This window comes from Nevskia sp. (assembly GCF_021732705.1).
GTDB lineage: Bacteria > Pseudomonadota > Gammaproteobacteria > Nevskiales > Nevskiaceae > Nevskia.
On sequence record NZ_JAKFUM010000011.1, the window covers coordinates 319739 to 336345 of the forward strand.

The window sequence follows — 16607 nt, forward strand, 5'->3', positions numbered from 1 at the left end:
ATCGCCGGCTCCGGGCTTTCGGCGTTGCAGGCTTCATCGAATTCCGCCGCATGATCCTGATTTCCAAGCAAAATCCCACCCGCGATCCGTGAACACCCCGCAAGAGTTCGGAACCCTGCTCGCGGGCCTGCGCGCGCTGGCCGCCAGCGGTTTCGCCAACGGCGGCGGCGCACTGGCGACCCTGACCCAGACCCGCGGCTCGACCTTCCGCCGCGCCGGCGCCCGGATGCTGGTCTGCGGCGACGGCACCGTGGTGCGCGGTCTGTCCGGTGGCTGCCCGGAGGCCGACATCATCAGCCGCGCGAAGGACGTGATCGCGGCCGGCGACGCGCGGATCGTCCGCTACGACCGCGAATCCGGCCTCGACGCGCTGCTCGAACTCGGCTGCGGCGGCGAGCTGGAAGTGCTGATCGAACCGCTGGTGCAGCCGCGCGACATCGCGTTCATCGAAGCGGCGTCGAGCACGCTCGCCGCCCGTCGCAGCGGCGTGCTGGCCACCGTCTTCCGTCGCGACGGCGCCGTGATGCTGCCGAAACCGCGCCGGATGCTGATCGACGAAGGCCGCATCCTGGTCAACGACTTCGGCGCCGGTCTGATCAGCGGCGTCCTCGCCGATCTCGCGCTGGAGCGCACGCCGTCGTCGCCGACCATCGAGCCGTTCCAGCATGGCGGCAATCAGTACGACGTGCTGCTCGAAGCGCTGATTCCGCCGTACGCGCTGACCATCGTCGGCAGCAATTCAGCTGCTCTTGCGCTGGCGCGCTACGCCACGATCCTCGGCTGGGACCTCACTCTGGTCGATGACCGCGACGATCGCGCGATGCCCGGTGAAGTGCCGCTCGCCGCTCGCCGCATCGCCGCCCGCCCGGAACAGATCCGCGACCGGCTCGAATTCGACAGCCGCAGCTTCGCCGTCGTGATGACCCACAACATCGGCCGCGACATCGATTACCTGCGGGCGCTCGCCGACGCCCCGCTGGCGTACCTCGGCGCACTCGGTTCGCGCAAGCGCGTGGCGCAATTGTTCGCCGGATCGGGACTCGACGCCGAGCGGCTGCACGCCCCCGCCGGCCTCGATCTCGGCACCGAAACGCCCGAGGAAATCGCACTGGCGATCGCCGCCGAGATTCTCGCCGTCACCAGCGGCCGCGCCTCGCAGCCGCTGAGCCGCACCGACGGGCCGATCCACCGGTGAGCCGCGATCCGGCATCGCCGCGCGCGCCATTGCCCGCTGCGCGGCGGCCGGTCGCGATCGTGCTCGCCGCCGGTGCCGCCCGCCGCTATGGCCGCGCCAAGCAAGTCGAAACGCTGCCGGACGGCAGCCGCTTCGTGCAGCACGCCGCACGCGCCGCGCTGGCCGTCGCCGATGACGTGCGCGTGATCGTCGGCGCCCATCGCGAAGCCGTGATCGAAGCCCTCGCCGGGATTGATGTCCAAGTCGTCGACAACCCGGACTGGGCACGCGGCATGGGCCGATCGATCGCTGCCGGCTTCGCGTCACTGATCGCCGATGGCGTCGACCGCCCTGCCCTGCTGTGCCTCGCCGATCAGCCGCGCGTCGGCGCGGAAGCCTTGCGACGGCTGCTGGATGTCGCCGCCGCGCATCCGGACGCGATCATCGTCTCCGACTACGGCAGCACGCGCGGCCCGCCATGCCTGTTCCCGCCGCGGTGTTTTGCCGAACTGGCCGCACTCGACGGCGACGAAGGCGCGCGCGCCGTGCTCAAGACCCATGCCGCCACTGTCCGGACGGTGTGGCTGCCGGAAGGGCTCGATGACGTCGATACCGAAGCGGACTACCGGCGCATCGTGCAGCCGAATCGCTAGGGCGACGTGCCTGCGACCAGCCGCTTCTCCATGAACAGGCTTAAGCGATCCGGCTGATACGCACCGAACGGCTCGCGTTCGGCATAGCCCAGCGCGCGATACAGGCCGATCGCCTCGGGCTGGTGAATGCCGGTCTCCAGCCGCGCCAGATGCACGCCGGCCTCGACCAGGGTTTGTTCGAGCACCGCCATGATCTGCTTCGAAACGCCCTGCCCGCGGCAGTCCTCGGCCACGAACACGCGCTTGATCTCGCCATATGCCGGCGGCCCGTCGAGGCGCTTCACCGCGCCGCAGCCGACGATGCGCTCGCCGAGCCACGCGGCGACGAAGCGCACGTTCGGCAGGCGCAGCGTGTCGAGACCGTCGAAGTGATTGCTCTCGGCCGGGTACAGCGCGCTCATGTAGGCATCGCTGCGCGCGATCAGGGCCGCGGTTTCGGGGTGGCCGGGGTCGCAGTCGGCAACCCGGACGACCGTTGCCAAGGGCTCAGCGCCCCGGCGGACCGCCGAAGCCCGGCGGCATGCGCCCGGACAGCGCGCGCATCATCTTCATCATGCCGCCGCCCTGGAGCTTCTTCATCATCTCCTTGGTCTGGTCGAACTGACGCATGAGCTTGTTGACTTCCTGCACCTCGACACCGGCGCCGGTGGCGATGCGCTTCTTGCGCGAGGCCTTGATCAGGTCCGGAAAGCGGCGTTCCTGCCTGGTCATCGAGTTGATGATCGCGACCGCGCGCTTGATTTCCTTCTCCGGCTTCACGTTCTTCATCTGCGCCTGCAGCTTCGCCCCGCCCGGCAGCTTTTCGAGCATCGAGGCCATGTCGCCCATTTGCTCCATCTGCGCCATCTGCTGGCGGAAGTCTTCGAGATCGAAGCCCTTCTTGTTCTTGATCTTGTTCGCAAGCTTGATCGCGGCATCGTTGTCGACCTTGCGTGCGGCTTCCTCGATCAGGCCGAGCATGTCGCCCTGGCCGAGGATGCGCGCCGCGATGCGGTCCGGATGGAACACCTCGAGCGCGCCGCTCTTTTCGCCGACGCCGATGAACTTCACCGGCTTGCCGGTGACATGGCGCACCGACAGCGCCGCGCCGCCGCGCGAGTCGCCATCGGTCTTGGTCAGGATCACGCCGGTCAGCGGCAGGCGATCGGCAAACGCCTTGGCGGTGTTCGCGGCATCCTGACCGGTCATCGAGTCGACGACGAACAGGGTTTCGATCGGATTCAGCACGCCGTGGAGGGCGGCCACTTCCTGCATCATTTCCTCGTCGATGCCGAGACGGCCGGCGGTGTCGACGATCAGCACATCGGCGAACTGCAGCTTGGCGTGCGCCAGCGCCGCCTTGGCGATCTCGACCGGCTGGTCGGCCCCGGTCGACGGGAAGAAGTCGACGCCGACCTGGCCGGCGACAACGCGCAGCTGCTCGATCGCCGCCGGGCGGTAGACGTCGCAGGACACGACGATGACCTTCTTCTTCTCGACCTCGCGCAGCCGCAGCGCGAGCTTGCCGGTCGACGTGGTCTTGCCCGATCCCTGCAGGCCGGCCATCAGGATCACGGCCGGCGGCTGCGTGCGCAGGTTCAGCGGTTCGGCACTGCCGCCGAGTGTGGCGGTCAGTTCCTGCTGCACCACGCGCAACATCGACTGGCCCGGCGTCAGGCTTTCGGTGACTTCGGTGCCGACCGCGCGCGCCTTGACCTTGTCGATGAAATCACGGACGACCGGCAGCGCGACATCGGCTTCGAGCAGCGCCATGCGCAGTTCGCGCGCGGCGGTGTTGACCTGGTCTTCGGTCAGACGGCCCTGACCGCGCAGCACGTCGAGCGTGCGGGTCAGGCGGGAGCTTAGGTTTTCGAACATGGAGCGCGGTCGCCGGTGGGTCTGGAGGCCGCGCGATTATGCCGGACGGCGCCGCCGCCGCGCGGGCCCGAATCGGCCGGCGGCGCTACAGCGTGATGCTGTCGCCGGTCTTCAGATGGCGGTAGCGCCAGCCCGAGAGCGCCGCCGCGCATTCATCGGCAATGCGGGCTTCGGCGCCGGGCTTGGCGTGGGTCAGGTGAAGCATCGGGCGATGCCGCAACCGCGCCAGTTCGGCGCCCAGCACGGCCGGGGTGAAATGCCGCGCCAATTCGGCCAACTCGCCGTCGCGGTTCGGAAATGCCACCTCGATCATCAGGTGATCGAGTCGCGGCAGCGCGTTCAGCGCGTTCCACAGCGTGTCGCCGGCGCAGGTATCGCCGCTGAAGGCGAACAGCCCGGCATCGGTCGCCACGGCGTAACCGATGGCCGGCACCGTGTGGCAGACCCGGAACGGCGTCAGCGTCAGGTCGTCGATGGTCAGCGACTGCCCGGCCGCCAGCGGGTTGAACACCAGCAGTGGCTGCTCCGGGCTTGGCAGCGCCGTGAAATCCGGCCAGACCTTCCAGTTGAAGATGTGCTCGCGCAGCACGGAAAGCGTTTCCGGAATGGCGTGAACCTGCAGCGGGTGGTCGATCTCGCCGAACAGGTTGTCGGCCATGAACGCGAGGCCGCAGACGTGGTCGAGGTGGCTGTGCGTCAGCATCACCGTGCGGATCGCGGCGAGCGCCCGCGCGTCGAGATCGCCGACGCCGGTACCGGCATCGATCAGCAGGTGACCATCGACCAGCAGGCTGGTGGTGCGCAGCCCCGGGCCGATGCCGCCACTGCAACCGAGGATCCTGATCTGCATCGAAAGGCGCGAAGACGATCGAAGCCCGAATGTAGCACGCGAACTTTCCGTGTTCCCGGGCCCGCACCGCCCAAGCACAAGCCGGACGCCGGCCGGAAACGCGGCCTGTCGATGCGGTGCCATCAGCGCCGGCGAGACCTTCGGCGCGGCCGGGCGATGCTATCTTTGCGCGTCCCTTGCGAGTGCCCATGTCCCTGCTCTTCAGCCTGATCGCCAGCGCCTTCTACGCCTTTGCCGGCTGGCGTGCCCTGCGCGCCCAGTACGACCGCGAGCGGCTGGTGCTGACGCTGGCGCTGCTGGCGCATGGGCTGGCGCTGTCCCAGCAGGTGGTGTCCGGCGGCAATCTGGTGATCGGCATCGCCGAATCGCTGTCGATGCTGGCGTTCCTGTCGTCGCTGATGCTGTGGATCTTCTGCTTCCGCGAGCCGCTGCACGCCATCGGCGCGGTGCACTACCCGGTCACCGCGCTGTGGGTGCTGGCACCGGCCGTGTTCACCGATCACGGCCACCCGATTCCGCTGGCGGACTGGCGCATCGGCCTGCACATCGTGTTCTCGCTGCTCAGTGCCGGGCTGCTGACCCTCGCCTCGATCCAGGCCGTGGCGACGCTGAGCCTCGACCGGATGCTGCGCAAGCCCGGCAACATGATGCTGGTGCGCCGCCTGCCGCCGCTGCAGACGATGGAACGGCTGCTGTTCCAGCTGATCTTCTTCGGCTTCTTCCTGCTGTCGATGACCCTGGTCAGCGGCCTGCTGTTCGTGCACAACCTGTTCGCCCAGCACCTGGTGCACAAGACCGTGCTGAGCTTCTTCGCGTGGCTGATCTTCGGCCTGCTGCTGTGGGGCCGCGTGCGTCATGGCTGGCGTGGCCGCACCGCCGTTCGCTGGGCGCTGTCCGGCTATGTCGCGCTGGTGCTGGCGTATTTCGGCTCGAAGCTGATCCTGGAACAGGTGCTCGGCCGCAGCTGGTACTGACGACCGGCACCGGCGCGGTCGCCGCGCCCACCGTTGCGGCGGCTTGACAGGCTACCCGGCCCGTCCGCTTTAATGCGGGTAACGAGGTGACGGGGCCGATTTCCAGTTGGACGACAAAACGCTAGTGGCGCTGCTGTTCCTGCTGGTTTTCCTGATTCTGCTATCGGCCTTCTTCGCCGGATCGGAAACGGCGTTGATGGCGCTCAACCGCTACCGCCTGCGCCATCTCGCCAGCACCGGGCACCGCGGCGCCCGCCTGGCCGAAAAACTGCTCGAACGGCCGGACCGGCTGATCGGCATGATCCTGCTCGGCAACATCGCCGTGCATTCCGCATCGACCGCGATCGCCACGATCATCACGCTGGAGCTGTACGGCAACGCGTGGATCGCCGCGACCACCGGCATCCTGACCGTGTTCATCCTGATCTTCGGCGAGATCGCGCCGAAGACCCTCAGCGCGCTGCATCCGGAACGGGTCGCGATTCCGTCGGCCTACATTTATTCGGTGCTGCAGTGGGTGGTCTATCCGATCGTCTGGGTGGTCAACCTGCTGTCGAACGGCGTGCTGCGGCTGTTCGGCGTCAGCTCCGAGGATGCCGCCGAGCACAGCCTGTCGAGCGAAGAGCTGCGCTCGGTCGTCGCCGAAGCCGGCGCGATGATTCCCGAGCGCCACCAGCGCATGCTGCTGTCGATCCTCGATCTGGAAAAGGCGACGGTGGAAGACATCATGGTGCCGCGCAACGAGATCGTCGGCATCGATATCTCCGAGCCCTGGGAAAAGATCCGAGAGACCATCGTCGCGTCGAGCCACACCCGGCTGCCGGTATTCGACGGCTCGATCGACGATCTGAAGGGCATCGTCCACCTGCGCAAGGTGCTGCGCCTGACCGTGCAGGACAACCTGACGCTCGACACCTTGCTGACCCTGGTGCGCGATCCGTACTACATCCCCGAAGGCACGCCGCTGAACCAGCAGCTGCTGAACTTCCAGGACCAGAAGCGACGCATCGGCTTCGTGGTCGACGAGTACGGCGACATCCAGGGGCTGGTGACCTTGGAAGACATCCTCGAAGAGGTGGTCGGCGAGTTCACGTCCGACCCGGCAACGCGCGTCAAGAACGTCTATCTCGATGCCGATGGCAGCGTGCTGGTGCACGGCTCGGTCACCATCCGCAGCCTCAATCGCTCGTTGAGCTGGAAGCTGCCGACCGGCGGCCCGAAGACCCTGAATGGCCTCGTGATGGAACAGCTGCAGGAACTGCCGAAGCCGGGCCGCAAGCTCGTGATCGGCGATTACCAGATCGAAATCACCGACATCCGCGCCAACGCGATCAAGAGCGCCCGGGTGCGGCCGGCGAAGCTGGCCACCGGCTGAGCGCCAGCGGCAGCAGCGGCGATCACGGGCTTGCCAGCACCGCCCGCCTCGCAATCAACGGATACAGCAGCGCTGTCACGGCCAGCGTGCAGCCGGACCAGATCAGCAGCCCATCGCCGGATTTCACGATCACCCACAGGCAGAACACGATCGCCAGCGCCGCGACCACCTGATGGCGATTGAAGCCGCGCGGCGGCTGCGCCTGGCGGTCGTAATGCCAGACCGCGAGTGCGGCGTAGACATAGACCAGCAGGCAGAAGATCGCCGAGATCTCGATCAGCTTGCCGAACTGCTGGCCGAGCGTCGGCGAAGCGGTGGCGAACACGACGACGGTCATGATCACCGCCATGATCAGCAGGTTCGGCACGGCGATGCCGTGGCGATCCACCTGCCCGAACACGGCCGGAAACAGACCCCGATCGGCCCCGGCCTTGCCAGTCTGCGCGGTCAGCAGGATCCAGCCACCGAGCGTGCCGATGGCCTTGATCAGCACCATGACTGCGAACAGCGCACCGGCCGCCGGCCCGAGCATCAGCCGAATGGCATCGGCGAACGGGGCCGATGACGTCGCCAGTTCGCGTGCCGGAATCAGACCCATGATCACCGTGGTCGAGGCGATGTAAACCACGGCTGCCAGCAGCACGCCGGCGATGGTGGCGATCGGCACGTTGCGCTGCGGGTTCTCGATGACGCTCGCGGCGACCGACGCACTTTCGAGCCCGGTAAAGGCCCAGAACACCAGCACCAGCGACTCCGGGATCACTGTCGTGGCCGGCAACTGCTGCACGTTCCACGAGGCGAGGAACAGCCCACCGTCGAAATAGCGCCAGCCGAGGGTCGCGACCAGCACGATCGGAATCAGGCCGAGCACGATGGCGACCGATTCCAGCTTGCAGACCAGCCGCGCGCCGTAAATGTTGATCAGGGTCAGCAGCCAGATCAGTGCCACCGTGGCCAGCGAGCCCGTGAGCGGGTCGATCAGTGCGGTGAAGAAGCTCGCCAGATAGCCGGTCGCGGCGACCGCGATGGCGATGTTGCCGGTCCAGCACGACAGCCAGTAGATCGTCGTCGACTGAAAGCCCATGTAGCGGCCGAGCGCTTCATCGGCATAGGCGCACGGCCCGCCCGCCTGCGGCGACACCTGACCGAGCCGCGCCAGAGTCGAGGCCACCAGCAGCGCGCCGACGGTCGCGATCAGCCAGCCGAACACGGTGATGCTGCCGACGGTGGCGAGTGTTGCCGGCAGCAGGAACAGCCCGGAACCGACCATGTTGCTGGCGACCAGTGCCGTGGCCAGCACCGGCCCGATCTTGCGGTTGCGGATCATCGATGGCCCTGAGTGATTCGATGGAGAAGGCGGCCGGTCCGGGCCGGCGCTGCCGGTTTACCATGCGCCACGCGCTTGGGCCTTGTCGATCCGCAATTCCGGAACGCTTCGCTCGCCGCCGCGCTTTCCCGTTCGACCTGCCCCGCATCGCGCCATGAGCCTTGATGTCTCGCCCGCCACCGCATCCACCGCCGACGACGCCCTGAGCCTGCCGGCGTGGACATATCGCGATGCGGATTTCTTTGCCGAGGAAGTCCGCACCGTGTTCCGGCCGAGCTGGCAGGTGGTGTGCCATGTCAGCGACATCCCGGCCGCTGGCGATTACCACACGCTGGAATTCCTCGATGAATCGCTGCTGGTCGTCCGTGGCGATGACGGCGTGGTGCGTGGCTTCCACAACGTCTGCCGGCACCGCGCGTCGCGCCTCGTCGAACCCGGCAAGGGCCACTGCGGCCGGCGGCTGACCTGCCCGTATCACCACTGGACCTACGCGCTGGACGGCCAGCTCGCCGCACTCCCGCAGCGCAAGAACTTCACCGGTCTCGATCCCGCCGCGCACGGGCTGGCACCGGTCGATGTCGAAATCTTCATGGGCTTCGTCTTCGTGCGGCTGGAACCGGGCCTGCCGAGCGTGCGCGAGATGATGGCGCCGTACCTCGACGAACTGGCGCTGTACCGGCTGGATGCGCTGCAGCCGCAAGGCAAGGTCCGGCTGCGGCCGCGCCCGGTCAACTGGAAGAACGTCAGCGACAACTATTCCGACGGCCTGCACATCCCGGTCGCGCATCCGGGGCTGACCCGGCTGTTCGGCGGCAGCTACGCGATCGAGGCCCAGCCCTGGGTCGACCGGATGGTCGGCACCCTCGTCGACGCGCCGTCGAAGAACTGGTGCGAGCGCGGCTACCAGCATTTCCTGCCGCCCGCGCCCCACCTTCCGGCGAGTCATCAGCGCCAGTGGACCTACTTCAAGCTGTGGCCGAACGTGGCCTTCGACCTGTATCCGGATCAGGTCGACTTCATGCAGTTCCTGCCGATTTCGCCGACCGAGACGCTGATCCGCGAGATCGCCTACGTCCATCCGGATGGCCGACGCGAGATGAAGGCTGCCCGCTACCTGAACTGGCGCATCAACCGGCAGGTCAACCGCGAGGACACCACGCTGATCGCGCGCGTGCAGGCCGGCATGGCCTCGTCCAGCTACAGCACCGGGCCGCTCGGCGATGGCGAAGTCTGCATGCGCAGCTTCGCGCGGCGGCTGCGCGACCTGATCCCCGAAAGCCGCCTGCGGCAGCCGCCGCCGGCCGGCTGGGGCCGTCGCGCGTGACACCCGCGCCGCCGGTGCCGTTCGTCACGGCACTGCGCTTCTGGTTCTGGCTCGGCTGCGTCAGTTTCGGCGGCCCGGCCGGCCAGATCGCGGTGATGCATGCGGAACTGGTCGAACGCCGGCGCTGGCTGTCGGAACGGCGGTTCCTGCACGCGCTGAACTACTGCATGGTGCTGCCCGGGCCGGAAGCGCAGCAGCTCGCCACCTACATCGGCTGGCTGATGCACGGCACGCGCGGCGGCATCGTCGCCGGCGCGCTGTTCGTGCTGCCGTCGCTGGTGCTGCTGATCGGCCTGACCTGGGCGTATCTGGCGTTCGGCAACGTGCCGCTGATCGCCGGCGTGCTGTACGGCATCAAGCCGGCGGTGACCGCGATCGTCGTGCAGGCCGCCTGGCGCATCGGCAAGCGGGCCCTGAACAACGCCGCACTGTGGGCGATCGCGGCGGCGGCGTTCGTCGCGATCTTCGCGCTGCACCTGCCGTTTCCGCTGATCGTGGTCGGCGCCGCGATTCTTGGCGTCATCGGCGGCAAGCTGGCGCCCGAGCGCTTCCGCACCGGCGGCACGCACAGCGCAGCAAAAGGCGGCCACGGCCCATGCCTGATCGATGACGATACGGTGGTCCCGCACGCGGCCTACCGCCACACGCACCTGGCGCGGGTGCTGGCCACCGGGCTCGGCTTGTGGATCGGCGTCTATCTCGCGCTGCTGGCGAGCCTCGGCGCGGGCAATCCGATCACGCAGATGGCGATGTTCTTTTCCGGCGCCGCGCTGGTGACCTTCGGCGGTGCTTACGCGGTGCTGCCGTACGTCTATCAGGCCGCGGTGAACGAGTTCCGCTGGCTGGCCGCGCCGCAGATGATCGATGGCCTCGCCCTCGGCGAAACGACGCCGGGGCCGCTGATCATGATCGTCGCGTTCGTCGGCTTCGTCGGTGGCTGGCAGACCGATGCGCTGGCGGCGGCGCTGGGCCCGGGCCATGTGCTGGCCGCGGGTGCGCTGGCCGCCGGTGTCGCGACCTTTTTCACCTTCCTGCCGTCGTTCGTGTTCATCCTCGCCGGCGGGCCGCTGGTGGAAGCCACGCGCGACGATCTGCGGCTGACGGCGCCGCTGACCGGCATCACGGCCGCCGTGGTCGGCGTGATCCTCAATCTCGCGCTGTTCTTCGCGTATCACGTGCTGTGGCCGCAGGGCTTCGACGGCGCGTTCGAATGGCCCGCGGCGGCAATCGGTGCGGTGGCGCTGGTCGCGCTGCTGCGCCTGCAGGTGAGCGTGCCGAAGCTGATCGGCGCCTGCGCGCTCGCCGGGCTAGCGGTGCAGTTCGGCCTGCGTTGACCGCCATCAACGCACTGCCGAGCGACGGACGCGGCAAACCTATACTCGTGGCTTCACGCACGCGGGACAGGAGCCGACGGACATGACGAAGCTGCGCTGGTGGCCGATTGCCGTCGCCGTCATCGGCTATGGCATCTGGAGCTTTGGCGGGCACGGCGGCCTTCCGCAGCCGATTGCCGTGGCCGAGGCCGCGTCGTCGGACGCGCCCATCGCCCCCGCGTTCACCCACGGCAGCGACGCCGACTGGTTGAATTCGAAGCCGCTGAAGTGGGAAGCGTTGCGCGGCAAGGTCGTGCTGATCGACTTCTGGACCTTCGACTGCTGGAACTGCTACCGCTCGTTCCCGTGGCTCAAGGAACTGGAAGCGAAGTACGAAGCGAAGGGGCTGCAGGTCATCGGCGTGCACACGCCGGAACTGCCGCAGGAGTACGTGCGCGACAACGTCGTGGCCAAGGTCGCGAAGTTCGACCTGAAGCACCCGGTGATGATCGACAACGATTACTCGTACTGGAACGCGTTCGGCAACCGCTATTGGCCGGCGTGGTATCTCGTCGACCGACAAGGCCGCGTGCGCGGCGCGTTCGCCGGCGAAACCCATCCCGGCGACAGCAATGCCCGGCAGATCGAATCGGCGATCGACCGGCTGCTGGCGGAAACGCCATAACCCGGTTCAGACCGCGTCCAGCGCCTGCGTCAGCCGCTGCACCGGCACCACTTCCAGATCGAGCTTCACGTTCTTCCGCGGCTTGTTCGCCTCCGGCACGATCGCGCGCTTGAAACCGTGCTTGGCGGCTTCCTGCAGTCGTTCCTCGCCGTTCTGCACCGGACGGATCTCGCCGGCCAGCCCGACCTCGCCGAACACCACGGTGTCGTTCGGTACCGGCTTGCCACGAAAGCTGGAGAGCGCCGCCAGCAGCAGCGGCAGGTCGGCTGCGGTTTCCTGAATGCGCATGCCGCCGACGACATTGGCGAACACGTCCTGATCGCCGAGCGCGATGCCGGCGTGGCGATGCAGCACCGCCAGCAGCATCGCGAGGCGATTGCCTTCAAGGCCGAGCGCCACGCGGCGAGGATTGCTGCCCTGCGTCGCATCGACCAGCGCCTGCACCTCGACCAGCAGCGGACGCGAGCCCTGACGGGTCACGGTGATCACGCTGCCCGGCACTGGCTGCTCGTGGCGCGACAGGAACAGCGCCGACGGGTTGCTGACTTCCTTGAGCCCCGCATCGGTCATCGCGAACACACCCATCTCGTTGACCGCGCCGAAGCGGTTCTTGACCGCGCGGACGATGCGATAACGCGAGCCGACGTCCTGCTCGAAATACAGCACGGTGTCGACCATGTGTTCGAGCACGCGCGGCCCGGCGATCGCGCCTTCCTTCGTCACATGGCCGACCAGCACGATCGTGCAGCTCTTGCCCTTGGCGTAGCGCACCAGTTGCGCAGCGCACTCGCGCAGCTGCGAGACCGAACCGGGCGCGGCATCGAGGGCATCGGTGTACAGCGTCTGGATCGAATCGAGCACGACGAAGCCCGGCGTGGTTCGGCTCAGGGTGTCGAGGATGGTCTCCAGCCCGGTTTCGGCCAGCACCGGCAGATCCAACCGCGGCAGGCCGAGCCGGCGGGCGCGCAAGGACACCTGCGTCAGCGATTCTTCGCCGGTCACGTACAAGGTGTTGACCCGGCCTTCGAGCGCGGCGAGTGCCTGCAGCAGCAGGGTCGACTTGCCGATGCCGGGCTCGCCGCCGATCAGGATCACCGCACCCGGCACCATGCCGCCGCCGAGCACGCGGTCCAGTTCGGACAGGCCGGTCGGAACGCGTTCGCTGTCCTCGCCGGTGATCTCGTCGAGCCGCCGCACGGCGCTGCGTTCGACCGAAAAGCTGCCGGCGCGGGTCTTCGGCTTCGACGTCGTGGTCTCGACCAGCGTGTTCCACTCGCCGCAGTCGGCGCACTGGCCCTGCCACTTCGGCGCATCGGCACCGCAGTTGTTGCAGACGTAGCGCAGCTTGGCGCTGCCGGGATTCAGGGACTTGGCCATCGCGGACGATCAGTGCTCAGTTCGAGGTGGACTTCAGCGGCGCGCGCAACAGCACGATCACCGCGGTGATCAGGGTCACCGCGCCGACCAGCGCCGGAATGAACGCCGCAGCGCCGGCCCAGTTGCCTTCGCCGAGCCGGTTCGTGCCCAGGCTCAGGCCGTGGTTGTAGCCGAACATGCTGAACAGGTAGAAGCAGAAATTGCCCCAGATCGCGACCAGCACGCCCCAGCGCACGGTGTTGGCGCTGCCATCGGCCAGCACGAACAGGCGCACGACCATGCCGAGGACGATCGCCATCAGGCCGTTCGTCAGCATGCCCAGATGCACCGCGCGCCAGCCGGCGGCCGTGCCCGGCAGGTCGTATTCGATGAACAGCGGCACCGGCGAGAACGAGATGCCGCCGAGCATCTTGAAGGTCAGCATGAAGCCGCCGATCAGGGCCACGAGAAGTGCAGCGAGCCCGTGCTTGATCAATGCGGCCGAAGTCTTGCTGGTCATCTCCTGCTCCCGTCGTGGTTGGTTTCTGGCGCAGTTTGCCCTAGGCTCGGCCGCGAGGAGACAAACCACGACCGAGGCGCGCCATGGCCCAGCACTCGCTACATCCGATGGATGATTTTCCGGTCCGGCCGCTGCGCTTCCCGCTGGCCGCCGATCAGCCGGTCGACGTGGTCTGGAGCCGCACCAAGCCCGCGTTTGCGGTGTTCCTGAACGCGCTGGCGATGCATGTGCCGCACTTCGAGCGCTATCTGGTGGTGTCGCTGCGCAAGGCGCGCGAGCAGATCACGGACCCGAAGCTGAAGCGCGATGTCACCGCGATCATCGGCCAGGAAGCGAACCATTCGCACAATCTGACCGCGTTCAACCAGCACCTGCGCGCCCGCTATCCAGACGTGGTGGCGATCGACGACGCCTCGATCGCCTGGTTCACGCAGCATGCGGCCGAAGACGGCATGAAAGCGCGGATCGGCTTCACCGCCGGCTACGAAACCTTCACCTTCCTCGCCGGCATGATCATCCTGCAGAACCATGACCGCTGGTTCGCCGACGCCGATCCGCTGATGAAGGCGGTCTGGGTCTGGCATCAGGTCGAGGAGATCGAGCACGGCGCGGTCGCGTTCGAAGTCTGGCAGCACCTGTACGGCGAGCACGAGTGGTACCGCAAGTGGATGGTGCTCAAAGCCGCGCTGCATATTGCCCGCGAAACGATCCGAATCTATCCACGCATGGCGCGCCGCGAAGGCTGGCTGCGTTCGCCGTGGCAGGCGCTGAAGACCCTGGCCTTCGGCGGCGAGATGCTCGGCCGCCTGTTCATCGCAGCCCTGCCGGTGTTCGGCCGCCGCTACCACCCGCGCAATCACCCGATCGCAACCACCGCGCAGAATCCGATCCAGATCGCGTGGCGGCGTTTCGAAGCCGACGGCGGCGACGTGCTGGCGATCGACCACGCCAAACTGGCGACGATGCTGCGGATTGCAGCGCCGGAAGCGGCGGTCACAGGCTGACAGCCCGGCCCGGCGCGGCCATAATCCGCGCCCTTGAGCAAGACGCCGTCCCTGCCGATCCTGCTGTCGCCGCCGCTGCCTGCGGAGGCTGGCGCACGCCTGCACTGGACCGGCCTGCCGGGCGCCTCGGCGGCGCTGGCGATCGCCGAGGCCGCGGCCCGCCATGACGGGCTGGTCATCGCCGTCACCAACGGCGAGCAGCACGCCTACAAGCTCGAAGAGGAACTGCGCTTCTTCGCCCATCCGTCGATCCCGGTGATGCATTTCCCGGACGCGGAAACCCTGCCGTACGACCCGTTCTCGCCGCACCAGGAAATCCTGTCCGATCGGCTGGCAGCACTGTATCGGCTGCCGTCGCAGACGCGCGGCGTGATGATCGTCACCGCCGGCACCCTGCTCGAACGGCTGCCGCCGCGCAGCTGGCTCGATGGCCGAGCGCTGCTGCTGAAGATCGGCGACAAGCTGCCGCCGCACGCCTTCCGCGAGCGCCTGATCGCCGCCGGCTACCAGAGTGTGTCCGAGGTGCAGACGCAGGGCGAGTTCGCCGTCAGAGGTGCCTTGATCGACGTGTTCCCGATGGGCGCGTCGGAGGCCTACCGGCTCGACCTGTTCGACGAGGAAGTCGAAACGATCCGGGTGTTCGATCCGGACACCCAGCGCTCGTCGGCCAAGGTCGACGAGATCCGTCTGCTGCCGGCCCGCGAGTTCCCGACCGACAAGGCCGGCGTCGAGGTCTTCCGCCGCCGCTACCGCGAATACTTCCCCGGCGATCCGGCGCGCTCTCGCATCTACTCGGAAGTCTCGAAGAACCTGATGCCGGGTGGCATCGAAGCCTATCTGCCGCTGTTCTTCGCGCCGGAAACCGCGGCTGCGGCCACGATTTACGACTACCTGCCGGTGCACGCGCTGATCATCGCGACCGATGATCTGGATACCGCGCTCGCCGCCGAGTGGAAGCAGATCGAGGAACGCTTCGAGCGCTACTCCGGCAACCTCGAACGGCCGTTGATGCGGCCGGCCGATCTGTTCGTCACGCCTGCGACCGCGCTCGAGGAACTGGGCTACTACCCGCAGGTGCGGATTGCGGAAGTCGTTGATGACGCAGCCGATTTCGGCTGCACGCCGATCGCCGGCACCGCCGACGAACTGAAAGCCTTCCTCAAGGCCTCGACCAGCCGCGCGCTGTTCGTCGCCGAATCGGCCGGCCGCCGCGAAGCGCTGATCGGCTGGCTGAAGGGCCTCGGCATCCTGCCGCGCCAGTACGAGCGCTGGGCGGCATTCGCGGCGGATGCCAACCGCTACGGCATCGTGCTCGGGCCGCTGCAGGACGGCCTGAATCTGGCGGCCGCCAACGTCGCGCTGATCGCCGAAGCGCAGGTGTTCGGCTCGCGCGCGCCGGTGTCGATGCGCAAGCGCGGCAAGGTGCGCGATCCGGAAACCATCCTCCGCGATCTGAATGATCTGAAGCTCGGCGCGCCGGTGGTGCATGTCGAGCACGGCGTCGGGCGCTATCGCGGCCTGATCCGGCTCGATGCTGGCGGTGTCGAAGCCGAATACCTGGTGCTGGAGTACGCCGACGCCGACAAGCTGTATGTGCCGGTCGCCAGCCTCAACCAGATCCACCGCTACACCGGCGCCGAGGAACAGGCGGCACCGCTGCACAACCTGGGTTCGGACCGCTGGTCGAAGGCCCGCGCCAAGGCCAAGGAACGCGCCGCCGACGTCGCCGCCGAGCTGCTGCAGATCCAGGCCCGCCGCGCGGCGCGCGAAGGCATGGCGCTGCCGGTCAACGAGGATGCCTTCGCGGTGTTCAACGAAGGCTTCCGCTTCCTGACCACGCCGGACCAGCAGAAGGCGATCGACGCCGTGCTCGCCGACATGGCGCTGCCGAAGCCGATGGATCGCGTGGTCTGCGGCGATGTCGGATTCGGCAAGACCGAAGTCGCGCTGCGCGCGGCATTCGCGGCGGCCGCCAACGGCAAGCAGGTCTGCGTGCTGGCGCCGACCACGCTGCTGGTGCAGCAGCACGAGAAGAACTTCCGCGACCGCTTCGCGCAGTACTGCGAAGCGATCGGCGAGCCGGCCGGCACGCCGTCGATCCGCATCGCCGGCCTGTCGCGGCTGCGCACCGGCAAGGAGCAGAACCAGTTGCTCGACGATCTGGCCAAGGGTCAGGTCGACATCGTCATCGGCAC

Annotated in this window: 15 protein-coding genes; 9 read left to right on the plus strand and 6 right to left on the minus strand. The window is 67.7% G+C overall.

Annotation, left to right across the window (positions count from 1 at the left end; genetic code table 11):
* The first annotated feature begins 88 nt into the window (after positions 1–88).
* Both QZ951_RS15395 and QZ951_RS15400 read left to right on the plus strand, forming a co-directional pair.
* On the plus strand, positions 89–1195 hold the full coding sequence (locus QZ951_RS15395; protein ID WP_293002115.1) for an XdhC family protein: 1107 nt from the start codon (positions 89–91) through the stop codon (positions 1193–1195).
* A complete protein-coding gene (locus tag QZ951_RS15400) occupies positions 1192–1827 on the plus strand; it encodes a nucleotidyltransferase family protein (RefSeq protein WP_293002117.1) in 636 nt (211 codons plus the stop codon). Before QZ951_RS15395 ends, QZ951_RS15400 begins: the two co-directional genes overlap by 4 nt.
* Here the strand turns inward: QZ951_RS15400 and QZ951_RS15405 are convergent.
* The 3 genes from QZ951_RS15405 to QZ951_RS15415 all read right to left on the minus strand — a co-directional run bounded on the left by QZ951_RS15405 (position 1824) and on the right by QZ951_RS15415 (position 4534).
* Complete coding sequence (locus tag QZ951_RS15405) at positions 1824–2309, minus strand: GNAT family N-acetyltransferase (protein ID WP_293002119.1); 486 nt, start codon at positions 2307–2309, stop codon at positions 1824–1826. The genes QZ951_RS15400 and QZ951_RS15405 overlap by 4 nt on opposite strands.
* 4 nt (positions 2310–2313) lie before the next feature.
* Positions 2314–3684, minus strand: coding sequence for a signal recognition particle protein (ffh, locus tag QZ951_RS15410; protein WP_293002121.1), 1371 nt, complete (start codon positions 3682–3684; stop codon positions 2314–2316).
* 85 nt (positions 3685–3769) lie between these two features.
* Positions 3770–4534, minus strand: coding sequence for a 3',5'-cyclic-nucleotide phosphodiesterase (locus QZ951_RS15415; RefSeq protein WP_293002123.1), 765 nt, complete (start codon positions 4532–4534; stop codon positions 3770–3772).
* Positions 4535–4722: 188 nt separating this feature from the next.
* On the opposite strand from QZ951_RS15415, the gene ccsA reads away from it, so the two are divergent.
* Positions 4723–5508 carry a cytochrome c biogenesis protein CcsA gene (ccsA, locus tag QZ951_RS15420; protein ID WP_293002125.1) on the plus strand — a complete coding sequence of 262 codons (786 nt, stop codon included), beginning with the start codon at positions 4723–4725 and terminating at the stop codon, positions 5506–5508.
* A 106-nt stretch (positions 5509–5614) separates the two neighbouring features.
* Positions 5615–6883 (plus strand): HlyC/CorC family transporter, encoded by a 1269-nt coding sequence (locus QZ951_RS15425; RefSeq protein WP_293002127.1) that lies wholly within the window; start codon positions 5615–5617, stop codon positions 6881–6883.
* Between the two features lie 22 nt (positions 6884–6905).
* Here the strand turns inward: QZ951_RS15425 and QZ951_RS15430 are convergent, their stop codons facing one another.
* Complete coding sequence (locus QZ951_RS15430; protein WP_293002129.1) at positions 6906–8210, minus strand: amino acid permease; 1305 nt, start codon at positions 8208–8210, stop codon at positions 6906–6908.
* A 154-nt stretch (positions 8211–8364) separates the two neighbouring features.
* On the opposite strand from QZ951_RS15430, the gene QZ951_RS15435 reads away from it, so the two are divergent.
* From QZ951_RS15435 to QZ951_RS15445, 3 genes are all read left to right on the plus strand, one after another.
* The gene (locus QZ951_RS15435) at positions 8365–9534 is read left to right on the plus strand and encodes an aromatic ring-hydroxylating dioxygenase subunit alpha (protein WP_293002131.1); all 1170 of its coding nucleotides are present in this window, start codon (positions 8365–8367) and stop codon (positions 9532–9534) included.
* Complete coding sequence (gene chrA / locus QZ951_RS15440) at positions 9531–10868, plus strand: chromate efflux transporter (protein WP_293002133.1); 1338 nt, start codon at positions 9531–9533, stop codon at positions 10866–10868. Before QZ951_RS15435 ends, chrA begins: the two co-directional genes overlap by 4 nt.
* 82 nt (positions 10869–10950) lie before the next feature.
* Complete coding sequence (locus tag QZ951_RS15445; protein WP_293002135.1) at positions 10951–11532, plus strand: redoxin family protein; 582 nt, start codon at positions 10951–10953, stop codon at positions 11530–11532.
* Between the two features lie 6 nt (positions 11533–11538).
* Here the strand turns inward: QZ951_RS15445 and radA are convergent, their stop codons facing one another.
* Both radA and QZ951_RS15455 read right to left on the minus strand, forming a co-directional pair.
* Positions 11539–12909, minus strand: a complete 1371-nt coding sequence (gene radA / locus QZ951_RS15450; protein WP_293002137.1) for a DNA repair protein RadA — start codon at positions 12907–12909, stop codon at positions 11539–11541.
* Between the two features lie 16 nt (positions 12910–12925).
* Positions 12926–13408 (minus strand): hypothetical protein, encoded by a 483-nt coding sequence (locus tag QZ951_RS15455; RefSeq protein WP_293002139.1) that lies wholly within the window; start codon positions 13406–13408, stop codon positions 12926–12928.
* Between the two features lie 83 nt (positions 13409–13491).
* Between QZ951_RS15455 and QZ951_RS15460 the strand changes: the two genes are divergently transcribed.
* Together QZ951_RS15460 and QZ951_RS15465 are read left to right on the plus strand one after the other, a co-directional pair.
* A complete protein-coding gene (locus QZ951_RS15460) occupies positions 13492–14412 on the plus strand; it encodes a metal-dependent hydrolase (protein ID WP_293002142.1) in 921 nt (306 codons plus the stop codon).
* A gap of 33 nt (positions 14413–14445) precedes the next feature.
* The coding region (locus QZ951_RS15465; RefSeq protein WP_293002144.1) for a CarD family transcriptional regulator at positions 14446–16607 on the plus strand (2162 nt) is incomplete at its 3' end.